Source organism: Rossellomorea sedimentorum (assembly GCF_046237645.1).
Lineage (GTDB): Bacteria > Bacillota > Bacilli > Bacillales > Bacillaceae_B > Rossellomorea > Rossellomorea sedimentorum.
On sequence record NZ_CP143546.1, the window covers coordinates 91,515 to 117,661 of the forward strand.

Genomic DNA, 26,147 nt, shown 5'->3' on the forward strand with positions numbered 1-26,147 from the left:
CGGGAACAGCGGGACGTCCAGTTCCAGCACCAAGGTTACGTACCCACTGGAACGTAACCCCGCAAGCGCAGCTGAGGAGGCTCACCGCCTGTCACGGAACCTGGAACGGAAATCAAAGGTTTTTTTGCAACATTTGTTCACAAGAATAAACGGTTTTCTTTAATGCAAAAATACCATTTTCAATAAGGCAACAGTTTTCACCAAATGGATGCAATTGTGGTATGATGTTGGCAGAATGAAATCAATGTATTAGTGGGTGAATAAAGTGATTTTTGTCTTGGATGTAGGGAATACCAATATAGTACTGGGAGTTTACGAAGGCGAAGAATTAAAGTATCACTGGCGCATGGAAACGAATCGTCATAAAACAGAAGACGAATACGGCATGATCGTTAAGAATCTTTTTCAGCATGTTCAGTTGTCACTGGAATCCATAGAAGGTATCATCATTTCATCCGTGGTGCCTCCAATCATGTTTTCTTTGGAGAGAATGTGCGAAAAGTATTTTAACATCACTCCATTGGTCGTAGGTCCCGGCATCAAAACCGGGTTGAATATAAAATATGAAAACCCTCGAGAAGTAGGCGCAGACCGTATAGTCAATGCCGTGGCGGGGATCAAGGAGTACGGCGGACCATTAATTATTGTGGATTTCGGAACGGCTACTACCTATTGCTACATCAATGAAGAGAAGCAGTATATGGGCGGTGCAATCGCTCCGGGAATAGGGATTTCAACCGAAGCCCTTTATTCAAAGGCGGCCAAACTGCCGAGGATTGAAATCGGGCGCCCGGATCATATTATCGGGAAGAACACAGTATCTGCCATGCAGTCAGGAATCCTCTACGGATACGTTGGGCAAGTGGAAGGGATTGTGAAAAGGATGAAAGCGACGGATGATACCAATCCCTTGGTCATAGCAACCGGAGGACTCGCGCAATTAATCTCAAAGGAATCGGATGTCATCGATGTCGTTGATCCATTCTTAACGTTAAAAGGTTTAAAACTCATCTATGAGAGAAACAGCAAGGTGAAGGAGGATATAATATGAGCGATTATTTAGTTAGGGCGTTAGCATTTGATGGACAAGTCCGGGCATACGCTGTGAGAAGCACAGATACAATAAATGAAGCTCAAAGAAGGCACGGTACATGGCCGACAGCATCGGCTGCGATTGGAAGATCTATGAGCGCAGGTGTCATGATGGGGGCGATGTTAAAGGGTGAAGATAAATTAACCGTCAAAGTAGAAGGAGACGGCCCTCTTGGTGCCATTATCGTGGACAGCGATGCAAAAGGCAATGTCCGGGGATATGTTACCAACCCTCATGTGCATTTTGACTTGAATGAACATGGAAAACTTGATGTTAGAAGAGCAGTGGGGACTTCCGGTACGCTTTCAGTCGTTAAAGACATCGGAATGCGCGACCATTTTACAGGGCAAGTGCCGATTGTTTCTGGAGAACTTGGAGAGGACTTTACTTACTACTTTGTGACTTCAGAGCAGGTTCCCTCATCGGTGGGAGTCGGAGTTTTGGTGAACCCTGATAATTCCATTCTTGCTGCAGGAGGATTTATCATTCAATTAATGCCGGGAACACCGGATGATACGATTACAGAAATAGAGAACAGGCTTCAGTCAATCCCGCCAGTATCTAAATTGATAGAAAAAGGATTGACACCGGAAGAACTTCTTCAGGAGCTTCTCGGAGAAGATAATGTGAAGTTCCTTGATAAGATGCCTGTCCAATTCGAATGCCGCTGTTCCAAAGACCGCTTTGGTGCTGCCATTGCAAGCTTAGGAGCAGATGAAATCCAGGAAATGATCGATGAAGACGGCGGCGCTGAAACGCAGTGCCACTTCTGTAATGAAGCCTATCATTATTCAGCAGAAGAGCTGATGGAATTGAAGAATGAGGGAGAAAATTTGCAGTAACCTTTAAGGGGATGGATGCAAGGTGAGATTAAAGAGATCGGTTTTAACGGCGCTGGTACTTATTCTGCTTGCTGTAAATGTAGTGACAATGCTGCTTTATTTTACAAAACCTGAGGCGGGTTCGGACGAGACGGACCTGGCCGGTGCTGAAACGGCGGCAACGGTGGATGGAGAGACAATCAGCCGTGAGTCGTGGATGTATGAAATGGAGAAGCGTTATGGAAAAGAAGTCCTTAGGGAGCTGATTAACCAGAAGGTAATGGTTCAGCTTGCAGATAAATATGATATTACAGTGACTGACGAAGAACTCGAAAAAGAAATCACTCTGATCAAAAGTGTGTACAATACCTATGATAAAGAATCAGAGGTCAGTGAGGAAATATTGAGGGAAAGAGTCAGGGCGGAGCTCCTTTTGGAAAAGCTGGTCACAAAAGATGTAGAAATCCCTTCTGAGGAAATCGAGAGATACTACAACGAAAACCGTGAGCAATACTCAATACCAGAGATGTATAAACTTTCGCAAATTGTCGCAGCAAGCCGTGAAGATGCTGAACAAATTGCAAAGGAAATTGAAGAAGGTTCAAGCTTTCACGCCCTTGCTATGGAGCGTTCGATTGATGAAATTTCAGCCGTACAGGGTGGAGATATCGGATATATTCCGGCGGGTTCGCATATATTAGCAGGGGATTCCGCCGAATCTATTCAATCGCTGGATAAAGGTGGACATTCTGAAATCTTGGAATGGGAAGGGCGGTATTATATATTTCTTCTGAAGGATAAGCTTGAAGCCCATGACTATTCTATGGATGAGGTAAAAGACCAGATTCAGAGAAGGCTTGCAATGGAGCAGGTGGAAAATTCAGTGAAGCCGGAAGATTTCTGGGAAGAGCTAGAAGTTGAATGGTTTTATGAAGGAAGCTTTTAAAGAAAGGCTGCTTTCTTAGAGATTCCTGCTTTCGGAAAAATCCGAAGAACTGGATTCTTCTCTAGGGGACAAAGGCCTGCCTCTTGAAAGCTATATATCAGGCAGCAACAAACTTTTTGTAAAGCCGATAGAAAAGAAGTCCGGTGGCTGCCGTGCTTCTTTTTTAAAAAGGAGAAACTGGTTGATTGACAATCCAGCCAAATCTGCCCGAAAAGGAATATCCGTTCCGTACAGAGCCGGTCAGGAAACCTCGCTTATTGATTGACATGTTGACAGAATATTGATAATTTTATTTAAAACCCATGGAATTACTTGGGATTAGGAGGGGTAACATGGCAAGAATCGCAAACTCAATCACAGACTTAGTGGGACAGACGCCGATTGTAAAATTGAACCGCCTTGGTGATGAAAATAGTGCAGATGTTTACTTGAAGTTAGAATACATGAACCCCGGAAGCAGTGTTAAGGACAGAATTGCTCTTGCAATGATTGAAGCTGCCGAGGAGTCTGGAAATTTAAAATCAGGGGACACCATAGTGGAACCGACAAGTGGTAACACAGGTATCGGCCTGGCGATGGTGGCGGCTGCCAAAGGGTATAAAGCAGTGCTCGTCATGCCGGACACCATGAGTATGGAAAGAAGAAACCTTCTCCGTGCTTATGGTGCCGAATTGGTTCTTACTCCTGGTTCCGAAGGGATGGGCGGTGCAATCCGCAAAGCGGAAGAGCTGGCTAAACAAAAAGGCTATTTCATGCCTCAGCAGTTCAAAAATGAAGCAAATCCTGAAGTTCACCGCAGAACGACTGGAAAGGAAATCGTAGAGCAAATGGACAGTCTCGATGCATTCATCTCAGGTATCGGAACGGGTGGTACTATTACAGGAGCCGGACAGGTTTTGAGAGAAAACTTCCCTAATGTGAAAATTTACGCGGTAGAACCGGCTGATTCCCCTGTTTTATCTGGAGGAAGTCCCGGTCCGCATAAAATCCAGGGTATCGGCGCAGGTTTTGTGCCGGATATTTTGAAAACAGATGTTTACGATGAAGTCATCACTGTTAAAAATGAAGAAGCATTTGATTATGCCCGCCGTGCGGCTAAAGAAGAAGGCATCCTTGGAGGAATCTCTTCAGGCGCTGCCATCAGTGCTGCTCTTAAAGTGGCTAAAGAGCTGGGTAAAGGAAAGAAAGTCTTAGCGGTCATTCCGAGTAATGGTGAAAGATACTTAAGTACGCCGCTGTATCAATTCGAAGATTGATTATCTGGGACCAGGATTATTCCTGGTCTTTTTTTATATCTTTTTTTCCGATTTAGTTGGACACGGCCCCGGTGGTTCAGTAGTTGCTACCAAGACCAATATAGTACTAAAAGTTGTTAATAGATATTCCGAACATATTGACAGGACCTGCGATGTTGCTTGATATCAACTTGGCCAACTTTTTTTGAAAAGTGAAACCACTAACCGCCAACGTGCATTTGGACTATGAAACAGCGCGGTTATTCATGTATGATGGAGGAAGAGAAAAACTAGGAGAGTGAACCATCCGTGGAGACTAAACTTCATCATGAAAAAATAAGATCCTCGAAAGCTGATTTCTTTCATGCCTATGAAACTTTAACGGCTGAAATCGATCATCATATTCTTCTTGAAAGCGGCCGGGGTGGAAAATACAGTATCGCCGGGTTTGATCCGGTATCAATTATAAATGCAAAGGATAACAGGGTGGAGATCTGTGAGGAGGATAAGACGGAGATCTTCAATGGAGATCCTCTTGATGTTTTATACAGCCGTCTTCAAAAGAGGTACAGAGACAGGGATCCTTCACTGCCCGACTTCCAAGGCGGTGCAATGGGATTCATCAGCTATGACTACGCGAGACAGATTGAACAGCTGGGCACAAATGCACAGGATGATTTGAACACACCTGACCTTTATTATATGGTGTTTAATCAATGGGCTGTGTTTGACCATGAAACAGAAGAAATCTGGCTGATGGCGGATAATGAAGGGGCCGATACTTTTCATACCTTTCTAAGCGATTGGAAGGAAGCGTTGAAGCAGCCGGTTTCTGAAGAAAGAGGATTGGAGAATCAGCCCCCGGTGGAACGTTCGTTCTCCATGAGCGAAGACCAGTTCATATCGGCGGTTGAGAAGATCCAACATTATATTAAGGAAGGGGACGTCTTCCAGGTCAATCTCTCTGTCAGACAGTCTCAGAAGTTAGCCGCCTCCCCTTATAAGATATACAAGAAACTCAGGGAGCTTAACCCTTCCCCGTATATGAGCTATGTTCATACACCGGATTTCCAGATTGCTTCAGGATCCCCTGAACTACTGGTGAAAAAGAAAGGGACAGAGGTAAGCGCAAGACCGATTGCAGGTACCCGGTCCCGAGGAGAAAATGAACTCGAAGACCAGAAACTGGCGGATGAACTGATTCACAATGAAAAGGAACGGGCAGAACATGTCATGTTGGTGGATCTCGAGAGAAATGACCTTGGCAGGGTATGTCAGTACGGAACGGTAGAAGTAAATGAGTTCATGGTGATAGAAAAATATTCACACGTGATGCATATCGTATCCAACGTCAGAGGAACGATAGCAAATAATAAAAATGGTAAAGATCTAATACGCTCAGTTTTCCCGGGAGGCACTATAACAGGGGCGCCTAAGGTAAGGACAATGGAGATTATTGAAGAACTGGAACCGGTGAGAAGAGGAATTTATACGGGTTCCATTGGCTGGATCGGCTTTAATGGAGATATGGAACTCAACATCGTCATCCGGACGCTGTTTGCAAAAGATGGACAGGCCTATATTCAAGCAGGAGCAGGAGTTGTCATTGATTCCAACCCTAAACATGAATACAAGGAGTCCTTGAAAAAAGCAAAAGCAGTTTGGAAAGCAAAAGAACTGGCAGAGGGTGCAGATAAATGATACTAATGATCGATAATTTTGATTCTTTCACATATAACATTGTTCAGTATTTAGGTGAGCTTGGCGAAGAAATTGTAGTTAAACGCAACAATGAAATCAACATTGCAGAAATAGAGCTGCTGGAGCCGGATTATCTGATGATATCCCCTGGACCGTGTACCCCGAATGACGCGGGAATCAGCCTTGAAGCGATAGAGTATTTTTCCGGCAAGATCCCGATATTTGGTGTCTGTCTTGGACACCAGGCGATTGCCCAGGTTTTCGGCGGTGAGGTCGTCAAAGCTGAAAGACTTATGCACGGCAAGACATCTTCCGTCACCCATACCGGCAAAACAATTTTTGAAAACCTGTCTAACCCGTTTCAAGCAGGTCGTTACCATTCTTTGATTGTTAAAAAAGAAACATTGCCGGATTGTCTGGAAATCACAGCGGAAACAGAAGCGGGAGAGATTATGGCCATCCGCCATAAGCACCTTCCGATTGAGGGTGTGCAGTTTCATCCGGAATCCATCATTACTGAGGAAGGGAAGCAGCTTCTCGCGAATTTCCTCACTACCTATAAAAAAGCAGCCTTGCCAGTTTAGGAGGGAAACGCTTGTTCATATATTTAAACGGTGATATCGTGCATAAGGAAAATGCGGTAATTTCTCCTTTTGACCATGGATTTCTTTACGGTATGGGTCTTTTTGAAACGATGAGAACTTACGGAGGTCATTCTTTTTTGCTGGACGACCATCTGAAACGGCTTCAAAGCGGTTTGGATACGTTGAATATTGAGTTGGATATGAATACCCTGGATATCCCCGGTATGGTTTCTTCCCTTTCAGAGAAGAATGGGCTGCCCGATTCCTACCTCCGCTTGAATATTTCAGCGGGTGAAGGAGAAATAGGTCTCCGGACCACACCTTATGAAAAGCCGAATATCATCCTGTTTCAAAAGGAGCTGCCGCCATTAGTGCCGCTGCGAGAAAAGGAAGCAGTCTTATTGAACTTGGCGAGAAATACACCTGAAACAGTGGTGAGGCTTAAATCTCATCACTATTTTAATAATATTGCCGCCAAGAGAGAAATTGGCGATGATCCGGGAAAAGAAGGGGTGTTTTTAACAAAAGAGGGTTTTATTGCAGAAGGCGTCGCATCCAACATTTTCTGGGTGACGGATGGCATTCTTCACACCCCTTCATTGGAGACAGGTATATTGAACGGGGTTACCAGGGAGTATATCATTGAGTTATCACAAAAAACAGGCATTCCCTGTGAGACGGGATTATACCGCCCTGAGGCTTTACTCCATTCCAGTGAAGCCTTCTTCACAAACTCCGTTCAGGAAATTGTCCCCATTCATTCTTTTTCAGGAAAAAGTTTTCCGGGGAAGCATGGTGAAATAACTACAACCCTTTACCGTCATTATGAACATGATGCAAGACGATTATTTTCAAAAAACGAACTACATGGGAGCTGAGCAGATGACTTCATCGATCAAAGCAGGACCCTATCAGCTTGACTATCAAAAAAGAACACTAATAATGGGGATATTAAATGTCACCCCTGACTCCTTTTCTGATGGCGGGAAGTACAATGCTTTGGAACAAGCTGTTCAACGTGCAAAAGAAATGGCCGCGGAGGGAGCCGATATTATTGATATCGGCGGTGAATCAACCAGGCCCGGCCATGAACCGGTACCAGAAGAAGAGGAAATCCAACGGGTGTGTCCTATCATTGAAGCGATCTCGAGGGAAGTGGACGTTCCCATTTCCATTGATACCTACAAAGCCGGGACAGCCAGAAAAGCATTGGAGGCGGGTGCTCATATCATCAACGATGTCTGGGGGGCAAAGCGTGACAGAGAAATTGCGGCTGTTGCTGCAGATTTCAATGCGCCGATCATCCTGATGCACAATCGAGAAAACACCGATTATGAAGATTTTATGACCGACGCCCTGCGAGATGTTCAAGAGAGTATTGATATTGCACTGGATGCCGGGGTGCCAAGAGGGAATATCATACTCGACCCAGGCATCGGGTTTGCCAAAGACCTTGACCTTAACCTTGAAATGATGAGAAACCTTGACCGTTTTGTGGACATGGGATTCCCGGTCCTGTTGGCTACCTCGAGAAAACGCATGATCGGTTCCGTCCTTGATCTCCCGGTAGAAGAGCGGATGGAGGGGACGGGGGCGACAGTTTGCTTCGGTATTCAAAAAGGGTGCCACATGGTACGCGTCCATGATGTGAAAGAAATGAAAAGGATGGCTGTCATGATGGATGCTATGCTCGGAAAGGGTGAATATAGTGGATAAGATCAAAGTGAATGAAATGGAGTTTTACGGCTATCACGGGGTCTTCCCTGAAGAAACCAGGCTGGGACAGCGGTTCCGTGTCAGTGTAACACTAGACATCGACCTTTCGGAAGCAGGAAGAAGCGATGATATTCAAGACTCCGTCAATTACGGTGAAGTATATTCAGTGTGCAGGGAAGTTGTGGAGGGAAAGCCATATAAACTCCTTGAAGCTCTGGCTGAAAAGTTGTCTGAGCGGATCCTTCAGGATTTTACAAAAGTCAAAAACTGTACAATAGAAGTAATTAAACCTGATCCGCCGATTCCGGGTCATTATCGTTCGGTATCTGTGGAAATCACCAGGGGGCGCTGATATGAATTCATACGCATACCTATCTCTGGGGTCTAATGTAGGTGACAGGGAACATTACTTAAAAGATGCCATCAGAACGTTAAATGAACATCATGAAATAGAAGTAACAAGGGTTTCTTCCATTTACGAGACCGATCCGGTGGGCTTTACTGAACAAGGGAAATTTTTGAATCTCGTTCTGGAAATCAGAACTTCCCTAAAGGCAGAAACCCTTCTCCGTCAGTGTCTTCAGGTGGAAAAGGATCTTGGAAGAGAGCGGGAATTCCGCTGGGGTCCGCGGATTATAGACCTTGACATTTTACTCTATAATGAAGAAAATATTGAAACAGAAGAACTAATTGTTCCTCATCCGCGGATGCATGAACGAAGCTTTGTGCTCGTGCCTCTCACGGAACTGTCCCAGACAATCAAACATCCTAAGTTCAATGCCCCTATGGTGGATCTTCTAGACGAAATACCTGATAAAGAAGGAGTTCGGTTATGGAAACAGATAAGTGGGGAAGACGTATACGTGCATTCAGAAAGCTGAAGGGCTTAACGCAGGAGGGGCTGGCCAGGAAGATCGGCATTTCCGTTTCGGTACTGGGAGAAATCGAAAGAGGCAGCCGCCTCCCTACAGAAGATTTCCTGGAGAAGGTAGCGGAAATTCTGGGAATCCCGCGTGCAGACCTTGAACCTTCTGACGAAAAATAGAATTTATATAGTAGGAATCGGCGGTGTTGAATAGGCTCCGACCGAAGTGAGCTGTAATCATGGAGGGACTGAAGGGCTTAAATGCAATCAGCCCTCTTTTTTCTGTAATCCAATGCCTCAATGTAACCTGGTCGTGCTGCGGGTAGAAAGATGACTTTTTCTCAAAAATAAAACCTTTTTCAATATAAAAGACCTTTAGGGGTGTTCGAATTACATATATTGTGTAAAATAGTAGGGTATAAAATCATATAGCTAATTTGATAAGGCTCTTCTCGTAGAAATTTGTTGAAAGTGATTTCTATGAATACAGCAACTTTCAAATGTCACGGAAAAGTGCTCGCGATCATGCTGCATTCGTATCCGGTATTGTTCGGCTGCAACAATCCTTTCGAAAACAGCTTTATTTAAAACTAGCAGATAGAACAGGAGTGAAAGTAATGAGTCACGAAGAAATTAATGACCAGCTGCGGGTGAGACGTGAAAAGATGGAGAATCTCCGTCAAAAAGGGTTGGATCCATTCGGTAAACGTTTCGATCGTTCACATACTTCGCAAGACATTAAAGAACAATATGATTCTTTCTCAAAAGAGGAATTGGAAGAGAAAGATGCTTCCGTTACAATCGCTGGAAGAATCATGACGAAAAGAGGAAAAGGTAAAGCGGGCTTCGCGCACATACAGGACCTTGCAGGCCAAATCCAGATCTACGTCCGTAAAGATGCTGTAGGTGATGAAGAATATGAGATCTTCAATACTGCTGACCTGGGCGACCTGGTGGGTATAACAGGAACCATCTTCAAAACCAAAGTAGGGGAACTTTCCATTAAAGCGAAGGAGTTCAATCTCCTTACTAAGTCATTAAGACCGCTTCCCGAAAAGTTCCACGGCTTAAAAGATGTTGAACAGCGTTACCGCCAAAGATACCTTGACTTGATTACAAGCCAGGAGAGTAAACAGACATTTATCGCCCGAAGCAAGATTATCCAGTCCATGAGAAGGTACCTGGATAACAACGGATACCTGGAAGTGGAAACACCGATGATGCATGCGATTGCCGGAGGGGCATCCGCGCGTCCTTTCATCACTCACCATAATGCACTCGATATGCAGCTGTATATGCGTATTGCTATCGAGCTCCACTTGAAAAGGTTGATTGTCGGCGGAATGGAGAAAGTCTATGAAATAGGACGTGTATTCCGTAATGAAGGTGTGTCTACCCGCCACAATCCGGAATTCACAATGATCGAGTTGTATGAAGCATATGCTGACTACCGTGACATCATGGCTCTTACCGAAAATCTGATTGCCCATATCGCTAAAGAAGTATTCGGTTCTACTACTGTGCAGTACGGCGACTACGAAGTGAACCTAGAGCCGCAATGGACTCGTCTTCATATGGTAGATGCCGTCAAGGAACATACAGGTGCAGACTTCTGGCAAGAAATGACTGATGAAGAAGCACATGCCCTGGCAAAAGAGCATGGCATCGAAGTAAAGCCTACTATGCAATACGGACATATCCTGAATGAGTTCTTCGAGCAAAAAGTAGAAGACAAGCTGATTCAGCCTACTTTCATCTACGGCCACCCGGTAGAAATCTCTCCGCTTGCGAAAAAGAATGATGAAGACGGCCGTTTCACGGACCGCTTTGAACTATTTATCGTAGGCCGCGAGCATGCGAATGCCTTTACCGAGTTGAACGACCCTATCGATCAGAGAGAAAGGTTCGAAGCTCAACTGAAAGAAAGGGAAGAGGGCAACGATGAGGCTCATATGATGGATGACGACTTCATTGAAGCTCTTGAATATGGAATGCCTCCAACAGGAGGTCTGGGCATCGGTATCGACCGCCTGGTTATGCTCTTAACAAATTCACCTTCAATCCGTGACGTTCTGTTATTCCCATTAATGCGTCATCGCGACTAGTATTTTTTAAAGCTCCGGCTGTCATCAGCCGGAGCTTTTTAAATTTATTTCAAAAAAGTGTTGCATGGTCCTAAAATAGGTGGTATATTATTATCTGTTGCCGCAAAACGCGGTGGACAACACAAAAAACATTTTAAAAAAGTTGTTGACTCAGCTTTTGAAAGATGTTAAGATAATCAAGTCGCCAAAAACGAGCGACGGAAATTGAACCTTGAAAACTGAACAAAACAAGACAAAAAACGTCAACGTTAATTCTAATAAGAGCACAGCTCTTATATAGTTGCTAACACTATAATTAGCAAAATGAGCAAGTCAAACTTCTTTCGGAGAGTTTGATCCTGGCTCAGGACGAACGCTGGCGGCGTGCCTAATACATGCAAGTCGAGCGGACTGATGGGAGCTTGCTCCCTGAAGTCAGCGGCGGACGGGTGAGTAACACGTGGGTAACCTGCCTGTAAGACTGGGATAACTCCGGGAAACCGGGGCTAATACCGGATAGTTCTTTTCCCCGCATGAGGAAAAGTGGAAAGGTGGCTTTTGCTACCACTTACAGATGGACCCGCGGCGCATTAGCTAGTTGGTGAGGTAACGGCTCACCAAGGCGACGATGCGTAGCCGACCTGAGAGGGTGATCGGCCACACTGGGACTGAGACACGGCCCAGACTCCTACGGGAGGCAGCAGTAGGGAATCTTCCGCAATGGACGAAAGTCTGACGGAGCAACGCCGCGTGAGTGATGAAGGTTTTCGGATCGTAAAGCTCTGTTGTTAGGGAAGAACAAGTGCCGTTCGAATAGGGCGGCACCTTGACGGTACCTAACCAGAAAGCCACGGCTAACTACGTGCCAGCAGCCGCGGTAATACGTAGGTGGCAAGCGTTGTCCGGAATTATTGGGCGTAAAGCGCGCGCAGGCGGTCTCTTAAGTCTGATGTGAAAGCCCACGGCTCAACCGTGGAGGGTCATTGGAAACTGGGGGACTTGAGTACAGAAGAGGAAAGTGGAATTCCACGTGTAGCGGTGAAATGCGTAGATATGTGGAGGAACACCAGTGGCGAAGGCGACTTTCTGGTCTGTAACTGACGCTGAGGCGCGAAAGCGTGGGGAGCAAACAGGATTAGATACCCTGGTAGTCCACGCCGTAAACGATGAGTGCTAAGTGTTAGAGGGTTTCCGCCCTTTAGTGCTGCAGCTAACGCATTAAGCACTCCGCCTGGGGAGTACGGTCGCAAGACTGAAACTCAAAGGAATTGACGGGGGCCCGCACAAGCGGTGGAGCATGTGGTTTAATTCGAAGCAACGCGAAGAACCTTACCAGGTCTTGACATCCTCTGACAACCCTAGAGATAGGGCTTTCCCCTTCGGGGGACAGAGTGACAGGTGGTGCATGGTTGTCGTCAGCTCGTGTCGTGAGATGTTGGGTTAAGTCCCGCAACGAGCGCAACCCTTGATCTTAGTTGCCAGCATTCAGTTGGGCACTCTAAGATGACTGCCGGTGACAAACCGGAGGAAGGTGGGGATGACGTCAAATCATCATGCCCCTTATGACCTGGGCTACACACGTGCTACAATGGACGGTACAAAGGGCAGCAAGACCGCGAGGTTTAGCAAATCCCATAAAACCGTTCTCAGTTCGGATTGCAGGCTGCAACTCGCCTGCATGAAGCTGGAATCGCTAGTAATCGCGGATCAGCATGCCGCGGTGAATACGTTCCCGGGCCTTGTACACACCGCCCGTCACACCACGAGAGTTTGTAACACCCGAAGTCGGTGAGGTAACCTTTTGGAGCCAGCCGCCTAAGGTGGGACAGATGATTGGGGTGAAGTCGTAACAAGGTAGCCGTATCGGAAGGTGCGGCTGGATCACCTCCTTTCTAAGGATATATGAGACGTGACGATTTGTTTTGGTTTTGTTCAGTTTTGATGGTTTAATAAGATTTTTTGCGAGAGCAAAATAATCAATCATCAAAACATTGTTCTTTGAAAACTAGATAAAGATATATGAAGAAAGTCAAGAAAGAACCGAGAATTCGCCATTTTAGGATATCTCTTATGAGATATTTTGTTTGATTAACCTATTGGTTAAGTTAGAAAGGGCGCACGGTGGATGCCTTGGCACTAGGAGCCGATGAAGGACGGGACTAACACCGATATGCTTCGGGGAGCTGTAAGTAAGCTTTGATCCGGAGATTTCCGAATGGGGGAACCCGCTGCACGTAATGGTGCAGTATCCATACTTGAATACATAGAGTATGGAAGGCAGACCCGGGGAACTGAAACATCTAAGTACCCGGAGGAAGAGAAAGCAAACGCGATTCCCTGAGTAGCGGCGAGCGAAACGGGATTAGCCCAAACCAAGAGGCTTGCCTCTTGGGGTTGTAGGACACTCTATACGGAGTTACAAAGGAACGAAGTAGACGAAGAAGTCTGGAAAGGCTCGTCACAGAAGGTAATAACCCTGTAGTCGAAACTTCGTTCCCTCTTGAGTGGATCCTGAGTACGGCGGGACACGTGAAATCCCGTCGGAAGCTGGGAGGACCATCTCCCAAGGCTAAATACTCCCTAGTGACCGATAGTGAACCAGTACCGTGAGGGAAAGGTGAAAAGCACCCCGGAAGGGGAGTGAAATAGAACCTGAAACCGTGTGCCTACAAGTAGTCAGAGCCCGTTAACGGGTGATGGCGTGCCTTTTGTAGAATGAACCGGCGAGTTACGATCCCATGCAAGGTTAAGTCGGAAAGACGGAGCCGCAGCGAAAGCGAGTCTGAACAGGGCGAATGAGTATGTGGTCGTAGACCCGAAACCAGGTGATCTACCCATGTCCAGGGTGAAGTTCAGGTAACACTGAATGGAGGCCCGAACCCACGCACGTTGAAAAGTGCGGGGATGAGGTGTGGGTAGCGGAGAAATTCCAATCGAACTTGGAGATAGCTGGTTCTCTCCGAAATAGCTTTAGGGCTAGCCTCATGTAGTAAGAGTCTTGGAGGTAGAGCACTGTTTGGACTAGGGGCCCTCATCGGGTTACCGAATTCAGACAAACTCCGAATGCCAAAGACTTATCCATGGGAGTCAGACTGCGAGTGATAAGATCCGTAGTCGAAAGGGAAACAGCCCAGACCACCAGCTAAGGTCCCAAAGTATACGTTAAGTGGAAAAGGATGTGGAGTTGCTTAGACAACCAGGATGTTGGCTTAGAAGCAGCCACCATTTAAAGAGTGCGTAATAGCTCACTGGTCGAGTGACTCTGCGCCGAAAATGTACCGGGGCTAAACGTATCACCGAAGCTGTGGATTGACACCATTTGGTGTCAGTGGTAGGAGAGCGTTCTAAGGGCTGAGAAGCTGGACCGTAAGGACTGGTGGAGCGCTTAGAAGTGAGAATGCCGGTATGAGTAGCGAAAGACAGGTGAGAATCCTGTCCACCGAATGCCTAAGGTTTCCTGAGGAAGGCTCGTCCGCTCAGGGTTAGTCGGGACCTAAGCCGAGGCCGAAAGGCGTAGGCGATGGATAACAGGTTGATATTCCTGTACCACCTCTTTTCCGTTTGAGTGATGGGGGGACGCAGGAGGATAGGGTAAGCGCGCTGCTGGATATGCGCGTCTAAGCAGTTAGGCTGGTGATGAGGCAAATCCCGTCACCATAAGGCTGAGCTGTGACAGCGAGGGAAATATAGTACCGAAGTTCCTGATTCCACACTGCCAAGAAAAGCCTCTAGCGAGGAAAAAGGTGCCCGTACCGCAAACCGACACAGGTAGGCGAGGAGAGAATCCTAAGGTGAGCGAGAGAACTCTCGTTAAGGAACTCGGCAAAATGACCCCGTAACTTCGGGAGAAGGGGTGCTCTGGTAGGGTGCAAGCCCGAGAGAGCCGCAGTGAATAGGCCCAGGCGACTGTTTAGCAAAAACACAGGTCTCTGCGAAGCCGTAAGGCGAAGTATAGGGGCTGACGCCTGCCCGGTGCTGGAAGGTTAAGGGGAGTGCTTAGCGCAAGCGAAGGTGCGAACCGAAGCCCCAGTAAACGGCGGCCGTAACTATAACGGTCCTAAGGTAGCGAAATTCCTTGTCGGGTAAGTTCCGACCCGCACGAAAGGCGCAACGATCTGGGCACTGTCTCAACGAGAGACTCGGTGAAATTATAGTACCTGTGAAGATGCAGGTTACCCGCGACAGGACGGAAAGACCCCGTGGAGCTTTACTGTAGCCTGATATTGAATTTTGGCACAGCTTGTACAGGATAGGTAGGAGCCTAAGAAACCGGAGCGCCAGCTTCGGTGGAGGCGTCGGTGGGATACTACCCTGGCTGTGTTGAACTTCTAACCCGCGCCCCTGATCGGGGTGGGAGACAGTGTCAGGTGGGCAGTTTGACTGGGGCGGTCGCCTCCTAAAGAGTAACGGAGGCGCCCAAAGGTTCCCTCAGAATGGTTGGAAATCATTCGCAGAGTGTAAAGGCACAAGGGAGCTTGACTGCGAGACCTACAAGTCGAGCAGGGACGAAAGTCGGGCTTAGTGATCCGGTGGTTCCGCATGGAAGGGCCATCGCTCAACGGATAAAAGCTACCCCGGGGATAACAGGCTTATCTCCCCCAAGAGTCCACATCGACGGGGAGGTTTGGCACCTCGATGTCGGCTCATCGCATCCTGGGGCTGTAGTCGGTCCCAAGGGTTGGGCTGTTCGCCCATTAAAGCGGTACGCGAGCTGGGTTCAGAACGTCGTGAGACAGTTCGGTCCCTATCCGTCGTGGGCGCAGGAAATTTGAGAGGAGCTGTCCTTAGTACGAGAGGACCGGGATGGACGCACCGCTGGTGTACCAGTTGTCTTGCCAAAGGCATCGCTGGGTAGCTATGTGCGGAAGGGATAAGTGCTGAAAGCATCTAAGCATGAAGCCCCCCTCGAGATGAGATTTCCCATCACTTTATGTGAGTAAGATCCCTGAAAGATGATCAGGTAGATAGGTCTGAGGTGGAAGCGTGGCGACACGTGCAGCTGACAGATACTAATCGATCGAGGACTTAACCACACTTTATTAGCGAAACTCGGAATACTTTCTTTTCTTCATACTTTATCTAGTTTTGAGAGAACGATGTTCTTTCAAGTAAATACGTCTGGTGATTAAGGCGAAGAGGTCACACCCGTTCCCATGCCGAACACGGAAGTTAAGCTCTTCAGCGCCGATGGTAGTTGGGGGATCTCCCCCTGTGAGAGTAGGACGTCGCCAGGCTTAATAATGGAGGATTAGCTCAGCTGGGAGAGCATCTGCCTTACAAGCAGAGGGTCGGCGGTTCGATCCCGTCATCCTCCACCACTGATTTTTGCGGAAGCAAAATATCTTTCCTTGTTTTACGAAGCGCCGCGGAGTAAAACAATCTACCAGAAACTAACATTGAAACGATATGTGAAATCTAGTATAATTGTTCCTTGTGAGACAAACACTTGCCGGTGTAGCTCAACTGGTAGAGCAACTGACTTGTAATCAGTAGGTTGGGGGTTCAAGTCCTCTTGCCGGCACCACTTCTAATTTAGCACGAGCCATTAGCTCAGTTGGTAGAGCATCTGACTTTTAATCAGAGGGTCGAAGGTTCGAGTCCTTCATGGCTCACCATTGTTTTCTTATAAAACAATATAACAAATGAAATATGCGGGTGTGGCGGAATTGGCAGACGCACCAGACTTAGGATCTGGCGCCGCAAGGCGTGGGGGTTCGACTCCCTTCACCCGCACCATATTTCGCGGAAGTAGTTCAGTGGTAGAACACCACCTTGCCAAGGTGGGGGTCGCGGGTTCGAATCCCGTCTTCCGCTCCATTACAGTTTCCTTGCCGGGGTGGCGGAACTGGCAGACGCACAGGACTTAAAATCCTGCGGTAGGTGACTACCGTACCGGTTCGATTCCGGTCCTCGGCACCAGAATGATTCTCCTGGTGACAGATTATTTTATTTGCGCCCGTAGCTCAATTGGATAGAGCGTTTGACTACGGATCAAAAGGTTAGGGGTTCGACTCCTCTCGGGCGCGCCATTAATTATTCATTTAAATCGGGGAGTAGCTCAGCTTGGTAGAGCACTTGGTTTGGGACCAAGGGGTCGCAGGTTCAAATCCTGTCTTCCCGACCACTATAACTAATAGATTAAGGGGCCTTAGCTCAGCTGGGAGAGCGCCTGCTTTGCACGCAGGAGGTCAGCGGTTCGATCCCGCTAGGCTCCACTTGGTTTTTTACGAAGCGAAGCGCAGTAAAAAACTTCACTAAAAAACATATTGACACAACAATTTAAAGGTGTTATTATGTAAAAGCTGCTCTAAAGAGCGCTTGACTATTGAACCTTGAAAACTGAACAAAACAAGACAAAAAACGTCAACGTTAATTCTAGTAAGAACTCTGTTCTTACAAAGTTGCTAACACTATAATTAGCAAATGAGCAAGTCAAACTTCTATCGGAGAGTTTGATCCTGGCTCAGGACGAACGCTGGCGGCGTGCCTAATACATGCAAGTCGAGCGGACTGATGGGAGCTTGCTCCCTGAAGTCAGCGGCGGACGGGTGAGTAACACGTGGGTAACCTGCCTGTAAGACTGGGATAACTCCGGGAAACCGGGGCTAATACCGGATAGTTCTTTTCCCCGCATGAGGAAAAGTGGAAAGGTGGCTTTTGCTACCACTTACAGATGGACCCGCGGCGCATTAGCTAGTTGGTGAGGTAACGGCTCACCAAGGCGACGATGCGTAGCCGACCTGAGAGGGTGATCGGCCACACTGGGACTGAGACACGGCCCAGACTCCTACGGGAGGCAGCAGTAGGGAATCTTCCGCAATGGACGAAAGTCTGACGGAGCAACGCCGCGTGAGTGATGAAGGTTTTCGGATCGTAAAGCTCTGTTGTTAGGGAAGAACAAGTGCCGTTCGAATAGGGCGGCACCTTGACGGTACCTAACCAGAAAGCCACGGCTAACTACGTGCCAGCAGCCGCGGTAATACGTAGGTGGCAAGCGTTGTCCGGAATTATTGGGCGTAAAGCGCGCGCAGGCGGTCTCTTAAGTCTGATGTGAAAGCCCACGGCTCAACCGTGGAGGGTCATTGGAAACTGGGGGACTTGAGTACAGAAGAGGAAAGTGGAATTCCACGTGTAGCGGTGAAATGCGTAGATATGTGGAGGAACACCAGTGGCGAAGGCGACTTTCTGGTCTGTAACTGACGCTGAGGCGCGAAAGCGTGGGGAGCAAACAGGATTAGATACCCTGGTAGTCCACGCCGTAAACGATGAGTGCTAAGTGTTAGAGGGTTTCCGCCCTTTAGTGCTGCAGCTAACGCATTAAGCACTCCGCCTGGGGAGTACGGTCGCAAGACTGAAACTCAAAGGAATTGACGGGGGCCCGCACAAGCGGTGGAGCATGTGGTTTAATTCGAAGCAACGCGAAGAACCTTACCAGGTCTTGACATCCTCTGACAACCCTAGAGATAGGGCTTTCCCCTTCGGGGGACAGAGTGACAGGTGGTGCATGGTTGTCGTCAGCTCGTGTCGTGAGATGTTGGGTTAAGTCCCGCAACGAGCGCAACCCTTGATCTTAGTTGCCAGCATTCAGTTGGGCACTCTAAGATGACTGCCGGTGACAAACCGGAGGAAGGTGGGGATGACGTCAAATCATCATGCCCCTTATGACCTGGGCTACACACGTGCTACAATGGACGGTACAAAGGGCAGCAAGACCGCGAGGTTTAGCAAATCCCATAAAACCGTTCTCAGTTCGGATTGCAGGCTGCAACTCGCCTGCATGAAGCTGGAATCGCTAGTAATCGCGGATCAGCATGCCGCGGTGAATACGTTCCCGGGCCTTGTACACACCGCCCGTCACACCACGAGAGTTTGTAACACCCGAAGTCGGTGAGGTAACCTTTTGGAGCCAGCCGCCTAAGGTGGGACAGATGATTGGGGTGAAGTCGTAACAAGGTAGCCGTATCGGAAGGTGCGGCTGGATCACCTCCTTTCTAAGGATATATGAGACGTGACGATTTGTTTTGGTTTTGTTCAGTTTTGATGGTTTAATAAGATTTTTTGCGAGAGCAAAATAATCAATCATCAAAACATTGTTCTTTGAAAACTAGATAAAGATATATGAAGAAAGTCAAGAAAGAACCGAGAATTCGCCATTTTAGGATATCTCTTATGAGATATTTTGTTTGATTAACCTATTGGTTAAGTTAGAAAGGGCGCACGGTGGATGCCTTGGCACTAGGAGCCGATGAAGGACGGGACTAACACCGATATGCTTCGGGGAGCTGTAAGTAAGCTTTGATCCGGAGATTTCCGAATGGGGGAACCCGCTGCACGTAATGGTGCAGTATCCATACTTGAATACATAGAGTATGGAAGGCAGACCCGGGGAACTGAAACATCTAAGTACCCGGAGGAAGAGAAAGCAAACGCGATTCCCTGAGTAGCGGCGAGCGAAACGGGATTAGCCCAAACCAAGAGGCTTGCCTCTTGGGGTTGTAGGACACTCTATACGGAGTTACAAAGGAACGAAGTAGACGAAGAAGTCTGGAAAGGCTCGTCACAGAAGGTAATAACCCTGTAGTCGAAACTTCGTTCCCTCTTGAGTGGATCCTGAGTACGGCGGGACACGTGAAATCCCGTCGGAAGCTGGGAGGACCATCTCCCAAGGCTAAATACTCCCTAGTGACCGATAGTGAACCAGTACCGTGAGGGAAAGGTGAAAAGCACCCCGGAAGGGGAGTGAAATAGAACCTGAAACCGTGTGCCTACAAGTAGTCAGAGCCCGTTAACGGGTGATGGCGTGCCTTTTGTAGAATGAACCGGCGAGTTACGATCCCATGCAAGGTTAAGTCGGAAAGACGGAGCCGCAGCGAAAGCGAGTCTGAACAGGGCGAATGAGTATGTGGTCGTAGACCCGAAACCAGGTGATCTACCCATGTCCAGGGTGAAGTTCAGGTAACACTGAATGGAGGCCCGAACCCACGCACGTTGAAAAGTGCGGGGATGAGGTGTGGGTAGCGGAGAAATTCCAATCGAACTTGGAGATAGCTGGTTCTCTCCGAAATAGCTTTAGGGCTAGCCTCATGTAGTAAGAGTCTTGGAGGTAGAGCACTGTTTGGACTAGGGGCCCTCATCGGGTTACCGAATTCAGACAAACTCCGAATGCCAAAGACTTATCCATGGGAGTCAGACTGCGAGTGATAAGATCCGTAGTCGAAAGGGAAACAGCCCAGACCACCAGCTAAGGTCCCAAAGTATACGTTAAGTGGAAAAGGATGTGGAGTTGCTTAGACAACCAGGATGTTGGCTTAGAAGCAGCCACCATTTAAAGAGTGCGTAATAGCTCACTGGTCGAGTGACTCTGCGCCGAAAATGTACCGGGGCTAAACGTATCACCGAAGCTGTGGATTGACACCATTTGGTGTCAGTGGTAGGAGAGCGTTCTAAGGGCTGAGAAGCTGGACCGTAAGGACTGGTGGAGCGCTTAGAAGTGAGAATGCCGGTATGAGTAGCGAAAGACAGGTGAGAATCCTGTCCACCGAATGCCTAAGGTTTCCTGAGGAAGGCTCGTCCGCTCAGGGTTAGTCGGGACCTAAGCCGAGGCCGAAAGGCGTAGGCGATGGATAACAGGTTGATATTCCTGTACCACCTCTTTTCCGTTTGAGTGATGGGGGGACGCAGGAGGATAGGGTAAGCGCGCTGCTGGATATGCGCGTCTAAGCAGTTAGGCTGGTGATGAGGCAAATCCCGTCACCATAAGGCTGAGCTGTGACAGCGAGGGAAATATAGTACCGAAGTTCCTGATTCCACACTGCCAAGAAAAGCCTCTAGCGAGGAAAAAGGTGCCCGTACCGCAAACCGACACAGGTAGGCGAGGAGAGAATCCTAAGGTGAGCGAGAGAACTCTCGTTAAGGAACTCGGCAAAATGACCCCGTAACTTCGGGAGAAGGGGTGCTCTGGTAGGGTGCAAGCCCGAGAGAGCCGCAGTGAATAGGCCCAGGCGACTGTTTAGCAAAAACACAGGTCTCTGCGAAGCCGTAAGGCGAAGTATAGGGGCTGACGCCTGCCCGGTGCTGGAAGGTTAAGGGGAGTGCTTAGCGCAAGCGAAGGTGCGAACCGAAGCCCCAGTAAACGGCGGCCGTAACTATAACGGTCCTAAGGTAGCGAAATTCCTTGTCGGGTAAGTTCCGACCCGCACGAAAGGCGCAACGATCTGGGCACTGTCTCAACGAGAGACTCGGTGAAATTATAGTACCTGTGAAGATGCAGGTTACCCGCGACAGGACGGAAAGACCCCGTGGAGCTTTACTGTAGCCTGATATTGAATTTTGGCACAGCTTGTACAGGATAGGTAGGAGCCTAAGAAACCGGAGCGCCAGCTTCGGTGGAGGCGTCGGTGGGATACTACCCTGGCTGTGTTGAACTTCTAACCCGCGCCCCTGATCGGGGTGGGAGACAGTGTCAGGTGGGCAGTTTGACTGGGGCGGTCGCCTCCTAAAGAGTAACGGAGGCGCCCAAAGGTTCCCTCAGAATGGTTGGAAATCATTCGCAGAGTGTAAAGGCACAAGGGAGCTTGACTGCGAGACCTACAAGTCGAGCAGGGACGAAAGTCGGGCTTAGTGATCCGGTGGTTCCGCATGGAAGGGCCATCGCTCAACGGATAAAAGCTACCCCGGGGATAACAGGCTTATCTCCCCCAAGAGTCCACATCGACGGGGAGGTTTGGCACCTCGATGTCGGCTCATCGCATCCTGGGGCTGTAGTCGGTCCCAAGGGTTGGGCTGTTCGCCCATTAAAGCGGTACGCGAGCTGGGTTCAGAACGTCGTGAGACAGTTCGGTCCCTATCCGTCGTGGGCGCAGGAAATTTGAGAGGAGCTGTCCTTAGTACGAGAGGACCGGGATGGACGCACCGCTGGTGTACCAGTTGTCTTGCCAAAGGCATCGCTGGGTAGCTATGTGCGGAAGGGATAAGTGCTGAAAGCATCTAAGCATGAAGCCCCCCTCGAGATGAGATTTCCCATCACTTTATGTGAGTAAGATCCCTGAAAGATGATCAGGTAGATAGGTCTGAGGTGGAAGCGTGGCGACACGTGCAGCTGACAGATACTAATCGATCGAGGACTTAACCACACTTTATTAGCGAAACTCGGAATACTTTCTTTTCTTCATACTTTATCTAGTTTTGAGAGAACAATTTTTATATTAGCACTTGCTTTTTCATGAAAAGTTGATATAATAAGTTTTGTCCTTTCAAGTTACAAGCAATATTTGTCTGGTGATTAAGGCGAAGAGGTCACACCCGTTCCCATGCCGAACACGGAAGTTAAGCTCTTCAGCGCCGATGGTAGTTGGGGGATCTCCCCCTGTGAGAGTAGGACGTCGCCAGTCAATCAAAAGAGTACCCGGAGTGGTGCTCTTTTTTTTGTATTTGAAAAAGATTAAAATGTGTTTAGTTCTGAGAACCCATCAAAAGCAGGAGCGAGGGTGGGGAGGAGCAAGAAGGTCGAGGACGGGAGGGAGAGAACACCGGAGTGGGCTCTGCCGATGAGGATGTGAACGAGCGAAGCGGACGAAGAGATTCGCCGCTCATCGCCGGCCGAGCCTTCAGTGCTGGTGGTAGTTGGGACTCCCCCTGTGAGAATAGGACGTCGCCAGGCAACCAAAGAGTACCCAAGGGGTGCTCTTTTTTTGTATTGAAAAAGAATAGAATGTATTCAGTTCTCAAATCTCATCAAAAGCAGCAGCGAGGGTGGGGAGGAGCAAGAAGGTCAAGGACGGGAGGGAGAGAACACCGGAGTGGGCTCTGCTGAGGATGTGAACGAGCGAAGCGGACGAAGAGATTCGCCGCTCATCGCCGGCCGAGCCTTTCTGTGCCGATGGTAGTTGGGGTTTCTCCTGTGAGAGTAGGACGTCGCCAGGCAATTAAAAGAGTACCCAAGTGCTCTTTTTTGTTTTTGAGTAAGAACCAAGTGTGTTCAGTTCTGAAAATTTATCAAGAGCAGGAGCAAGGAAGCCCCGGGGAAGACATAAAAATGTAGTGACTCCCTACCTGTAATTTCAGTTCTATTAAACATTCTCCTTACCTGCATAAGTACCCTGATTAAGTGTTTCATTTTAGGGGGATAAAACACAGCAATCGGTGTATAAATTGTAATTAATGAAGGGTTAATAGCCACTAAAGTGATTACGGCAGGACGTAATCTGATATAGACGCAAAAGACTAGTATTAGGCAATTATTCAAGTAGGCACAATCTCCCGGATTTAGAAACAAATACTCTAGTCTAAAAAACACTAAATAGATCTGTTAGAATCCTCTTATGCAGTCAGACTTTTAGATTGCGAGGCGAAGACATGAGGATGGTATCCAGATACAGCAGTCATACACCAACAAGGCGAGTTTCGTGCGTAACTTCCATTTTTTGAATAAGTAACAATGAGTAGAAGTATATTTTGTTATCCTTCACAAAGCTCCATCATTCCGTGCGTACCCAGCCGCAGGATAATACTATTCCACCCAATCCATAAGTAGTAGACAGCCTTGGAATGAAATCAAACGGTCATAGGGATAATTAGACTTAATTCGGCAAATATTTTAACACAAAGCTCAATTATTTAATGCAGGATTCGACACGTTTACTTTCAAGTCAGGAGTTTATTAATCCATAGTGGACCCAATCTGGAAGAACCCGCAAGCAGGTACCCCATAAAGGAGAACTTCATTCAAAGGTCCCGAATAATCCCCTCCTCCACCCAGTTAATTACAACCAGCTTCCGCAGCGCTTTTCATACAGGTGAATAGAATCACTTCTTCCACGGACCTCATATTTTTGCGAACCTCCCCCTTTACCTTAATTCCGCAACAAAACCAAATTCCTATGTTTAAGAAACCCCTTCATCTGGGAAAACTTCTAAAGCAGATTAATGGATTGCAATGACAAGTTGTTCTGGTGTATAATCTTAGTCAAATATAGTCAAAGTCAAAAGAGGAGGAGGCCTGATGAGGAATATTTCCGATATCATCGAAAACTATCTTAAGAGGGTTTTTGAGTCAAGCGGCAATGAGATTGTTGAGATAAAGCGCAGTGAGATTGCTGACAAGTTTCAGTGTGTCCCCTCTCAGATCAACTATGTAATTAACACCAGGTTTACGATTGAAAGAGGGTATATGGTAGAGAGTAAGCGGGGCGGCGGGGGATATATCCGTATTATGAAGGTGCAATCCCATGATCATGCCCATCTGGTCGACCAGTTGATCTCCCTTGTGGATAGCAGAGTCTCTCAAAGTACTGCGGAGGATTTGGTTTACAGATTGGTTGAAGAAGAGGTTATTACCTTAAGAGAAGCGAAGATAATGATAAGTGTGATGGATCGCTCAGTGCTCTATATCGACCTGCCTGATAGAGATGAGTTAAGGGCCAGGATGCTGAAGGCGATGCTGATTACATTAAAATATAAATAGGAGAGGTGAGTTGAATTGATTTGCCAGGAGTGTAATGAAAGACCTGCCACTCTCCATTTTACAAAGATTGTGAACGGGGAAAAGACCGAAGTCCATTTATGTGAAAAATGTGCTAAGGAAAAAGGGGATATGTTCATGTTCGAGGGATCTCCTGCCTTTTCGGTCAACAGTCTTCTTTCCGGACTTTTAAATTTAAGTCCAGCAATGAAACAACAGGAGGCACAGATTCATAAGAAGGAAGTGCTTCAATGTGATAAATGCAAGATGACGTTTCAGCAGTTCATCAATGTAGGCCGGTTTGGCTGTTCGAATTGTTATGAGACATTCAAAGATGAATTGACACCGATTTTACGAAGGGTTCACAGCGGGAATGTTGAACACCATGGCAAGATTCCTTCTCGGATGGGTGGTACCATTCACCTGAAGAAAAAACTTACTAGTTTGAGAGCCCAGCTGCAACAGTTGATTCAAGATGAGGAATTTGAACAGGCAGCAGGGGTAAGGGATGAAATTAGATCCCTGGAGAAGGAAATCCTCCAAGAGGGAGGCGGTAAGTAATGTCACTTGAAAAATTTTTGAGTCAGGCATCCAGCTCATGGATGAGTGAGGACGGCCCTAACTCGGATATCGTATTAAGTACAAGGATTCGCCTTGCCCGCAATCTGAATGAGTACCTTTTCCCGACACTGTTTTCACCAGAAGAAGCCAATAAAATTCTGGAAGAGGTTCAGGAATGCATTGAAGAGGAGTCCGGCGAGCATGGAAATCTCGAATTTTTAAAGATGTCAGAGATGCAGCCGCTTCAAAAACGGGTCCTTATGGAAAAGCATCTTGTAAGTCCGAATTTGACGGATGAATCGAGCTATGGAGCAGTTATCCTTTCTGAAAAGGAAGACATAAGCATCATGGTCAATGAGGAAGACCACATCCGCATTCAATGTTTATATCCTGGACTGCAGTTAAAAGAAGCTTTAAAAAAAGCAGATGAAATTGATGACTGGCTGGAAAGTAAGCTTGATTTTGCTTTTCATGAAAAAAGCGGTTATCTCACTTCATGTCCGACAAATGTCGGAACAGGGATGAGAGCTTCGGTCATGATGCACCTTCCCGCCTTGATCATCACCCAGCAGATGAATCGGATCATTCCGGCTATTAATCAATTAGGTCTTGTCGTTAGAGGAATTTACGGTGAAGGCAGCGAAGCTTTAGGTAATATCTTTCAGATTTCCAATCAGATCACTCTTGGAAAATCTGAAGAGGATATCGTCGATGATCTAGCCGGAGTCGTTAGACAGATAATTGCTCAAGAACAATCAGCAAGGGAAGCATTAGTCAAAACTTCTAACATACAATTAGAAGACAGAGTGTTCCGTTCTCTGGGTGTATTGGAGAATTGCAGGGTAATTGAGTCAAAAGAAGCGGCAAAATGTTTGTCGGATGTGAGATTGGGAATTGATTTAGGGTATATACAGAATATATCCCGCAATATTTTAAATGAATTAATGATCCTTACCCAACCAGGGTTTTTACAACAATATTCAGGCGGACCGCTCCGCCCTGATGAAAGGGACATAAGAAGAGCGGCCTTTATTCGGGAACGACTTAAACTTGAGAATAGAAGTAGTTAGGAGGAGACGAAT

Annotated in this window: 15 protein-coding genes, 9 tRNA genes and 6 rRNA genes; all 30 read left to right on the forward strand. The window is 47.4% G+C overall.

What is annotated here, in order from left to right; translation table 11 throughout:
* Nucleotides 1-265 precede the first annotated feature (265 nt).
* The 30 genes from V1502_RS00445 to V1502_RS00590 all read left to right on the forward strand — a co-directional run bounded on the left by V1502_RS00445 (nt 266) and on the right by V1502_RS00590 (nt 26,135).
* Nucleotides 266-1,051: a type III pantothenate kinase gene (locus V1502_RS00445; RefSeq protein ID WP_409252493.1), complete on the forward strand. Its 786-nt coding sequence runs from the start codon at nt 266-268 to the stop codon at nt 1,049-1,051.
* On the forward strand, nt 1,048-1,935 hold the full coding sequence (hslO, locus tag V1502_RS00450) for an Hsp33 family molecular chaperone HslO (RefSeq protein WP_409252494.1): 888 nt from the start codon (nt 1,048-1,050) through the stop codon (nt 1,933-1,935). The genes V1502_RS00445 and hslO overlap by 4 nt, the downstream gene beginning before the upstream one ends.
* Before the next feature lie 22 nt (nt 1,936-1,957).
* Nucleotides 1,958-2,860 (forward strand): peptidyl-prolyl cis-trans isomerase, encoded by a 903-nt coding sequence (locus V1502_RS00455; protein ID WP_409252495.1) that lies wholly within the window; start codon nt 1,958-1,960, stop codon nt 2,858-2,860.
* Nucleotides 2,861-3,192: 332 nt separating this feature from the next.
* A complete protein-coding gene (cysK, locus tag V1502_RS00460; protein WP_409252496.1) occupies nt 3,193-4,116 on the forward strand; it encodes a cysteine synthase A in 924 nt (307 codons plus the stop codon).
* 288 nt (nt 4,117-4,404) lie between these two features.
* Entirely contained in the window at nt 4,405-5,796 is a 1,392-nt protein-coding gene (locus V1502_RS00465; RefSeq protein WP_409252497.1) for an anthranilate synthase component I family protein, read from the forward strand.
* Nucleotides 5,793-6,380: an aminodeoxychorismate/anthranilate synthase component II gene (gene pabA / locus V1502_RS00470; protein WP_409252498.1), complete on the forward strand. Its 588-nt coding sequence runs from the start codon at nt 5,793-5,795 to the stop codon at nt 6,378-6,380. Before V1502_RS00465 ends, pabA begins: the two co-directional genes overlap by 4 nt.
* An 11-nt stretch (nt 6,381-6,391) precedes the next feature.
* The gene (pabC, locus tag V1502_RS00475; RefSeq protein WP_409252499.1) at nt 6,392-7,258 is read left to right on the forward strand and encodes an aminodeoxychorismate lyase; all 867 of its coding nucleotides are present in this window, start codon (nt 6,392-6,394) and stop codon (nt 7,256-7,258) included.
* A gap of 4 nt (nt 7,259-7,262) precedes the next feature.
* Nucleotides 7,263-8,096, forward strand: coding sequence for a dihydropteroate synthase (gene folP, locus V1502_RS00480; protein WP_409252500.1), 834 nt, complete (start codon nt 7,263-7,265; stop codon nt 8,094-8,096).
* Complete coding sequence (gene folB / locus V1502_RS00485; protein ID WP_409252501.1) at nt 8,089-8,448, forward strand: dihydroneopterin aldolase; 360 nt, start codon at nt 8,089-8,091, stop codon at nt 8,446-8,448. The genes folP and folB overlap by 8 nt, the downstream gene beginning before the upstream one ends.
* A 1-nt stretch (nt 8,449) precedes the next feature.
* The gene (gene folK / locus V1502_RS00490; RefSeq protein ID WP_409252502.1) at nt 8,450-8,977 is read left to right on the forward strand and encodes a 2-amino-4-hydroxy-6-hydroxymethyldihydropteridine diphosphokinase; all 528 of its coding nucleotides are present in this window, start codon (nt 8,450-8,452) and stop codon (nt 8,975-8,977) included.
* Nucleotides 8,929-9,141: a helix-turn-helix domain-containing protein gene (locus tag V1502_RS00495; RefSeq protein ID WP_409252503.1), complete on the forward strand. Its 213-nt coding sequence runs from the start codon at nt 8,929-8,931 to the stop codon at nt 9,139-9,141. Before folK ends, V1502_RS00495 begins: the two co-directional genes overlap by 49 nt.
* Before the next feature lie 428 nt (nt 9,142-9,569).
* On the forward strand, nt 9,570-11,066 hold the full coding sequence (lysS, locus tag V1502_RS00500; protein WP_409252504.1) for a lysine--tRNA ligase: 1,497 nt from the start codon (nt 9,570-9,572) through the stop codon (nt 11,064-11,066).
* Between the two features lie 320 nt (nt 11,067-11,386).
* Nucleotides 11,387-12,937: ribosomal RNA gene (locus V1502_RS00505) — 16S ribosomal RNA — on the forward strand.
* A gap of 206 nt (nt 12,938-13,143) precedes the next feature.
* A 23S ribosomal RNA gene (locus V1502_RS00510) occupies nt 13,144-16,078 on the forward strand.
* An 84-nt stretch (nt 16,079-16,162) separates the two neighbouring features.
* Nucleotides 16,163-16,279 (forward strand): 5S ribosomal RNA (gene rrf / locus V1502_RS00515).
* 8 nt (nt 16,280-16,287) lie between these two features.
* Nucleotides 16,288-16,363, forward strand: a tRNA-Val gene (locus V1502_RS00520).
* Nucleotides 16,364-16,493: 130 nt separating this feature from the next.
* Nucleotides 16,494-16,569 (forward strand) — tRNA-Thr (locus V1502_RS00525).
* Between the two features lie 15 nt (nt 16,570-16,584).
* Nucleotides 16,585-16,660, forward strand: a tRNA-Lys gene (locus V1502_RS00530).
* Nucleotides 16,661-16,696: 36 nt separating this feature from the next.
* Nucleotides 16,697-16,781 (forward strand) — tRNA-Leu (locus tag V1502_RS00535).
* Nucleotides 16,782-16,787: 6 nt separating this feature from the next.
* Nucleotides 16,788-16,862 (forward strand) — tRNA-Gly (locus tag V1502_RS00540).
* Between the two features lie 13 nt (nt 16,863-16,875).
* Nucleotides 16,876-16,964, forward strand: a tRNA-Leu gene (locus V1502_RS00545).
* Between the two features lie 33 nt (nt 16,965-16,997).
* Nucleotides 16,998-17,074, forward strand: a tRNA-Arg gene (locus tag V1502_RS00550).
* Nucleotides 17,075-17,092: 18 nt separating this feature from the next.
* Nucleotides 17,093-17,169, forward strand: a tRNA-Pro gene (locus tag V1502_RS00555).
* Nucleotides 17,170-17,187: 18 nt separating this feature from the next.
* A tRNA-Ala gene (locus tag V1502_RS00560) sits at nt 17,188-17,260 on the forward strand.
* 225 nt (nt 17,261-17,485) lie between these two features.
* A 16S ribosomal RNA gene (locus tag V1502_RS00565) occupies nt 17,486-19,036 on the forward strand.
* Nucleotides 19,037-19,242: 206 nt separating this feature from the next.
* Nucleotides 19,243-22,177: ribosomal RNA gene (locus V1502_RS00570) — 23S ribosomal RNA — on the forward strand.
* A gap of 141 nt (nt 22,178-22,318) precedes the next feature.
* Nucleotides 22,319-22,435, forward strand: a 5S ribosomal RNA gene (gene rrf, locus V1502_RS00575).
* Together the 16S, 23S and 5S rRNA genes with 9 tRNA genes alongside form the textbook arrangement of a ribosomal RNA operon.
* A gap of 1,607 nt (nt 22,436-24,042) precedes the next feature.
* Nucleotides 24,043-24,507: a CtsR family transcriptional regulator gene (locus tag V1502_RS00580; protein WP_409254261.1), complete on the forward strand. Its 465-nt coding sequence runs from the start codon at nt 24,043-24,045 to the stop codon at nt 24,505-24,507.
* A 15-nt stretch (nt 24,508-24,522) separates the two neighbouring features.
* Nucleotides 24,523-25,065: a UvrB/UvrC motif-containing protein gene (locus V1502_RS00585; RefSeq protein WP_409252505.1), complete on the forward strand. Its 543-nt coding sequence runs from the start codon at nt 24,523-24,525 to the stop codon at nt 25,063-25,065.
* A complete protein-coding gene (locus V1502_RS00590) occupies nt 25,065-26,135 on the forward strand; it encodes a protein arginine kinase (protein ID WP_409252506.1) in 1,071 nt (356 codons plus the stop codon). Before V1502_RS00585 ends, V1502_RS00590 begins: the two co-directional genes overlap by 1 nt.
* Nucleotides 26,136-26,147 lie beyond the last annotated feature (12 nt).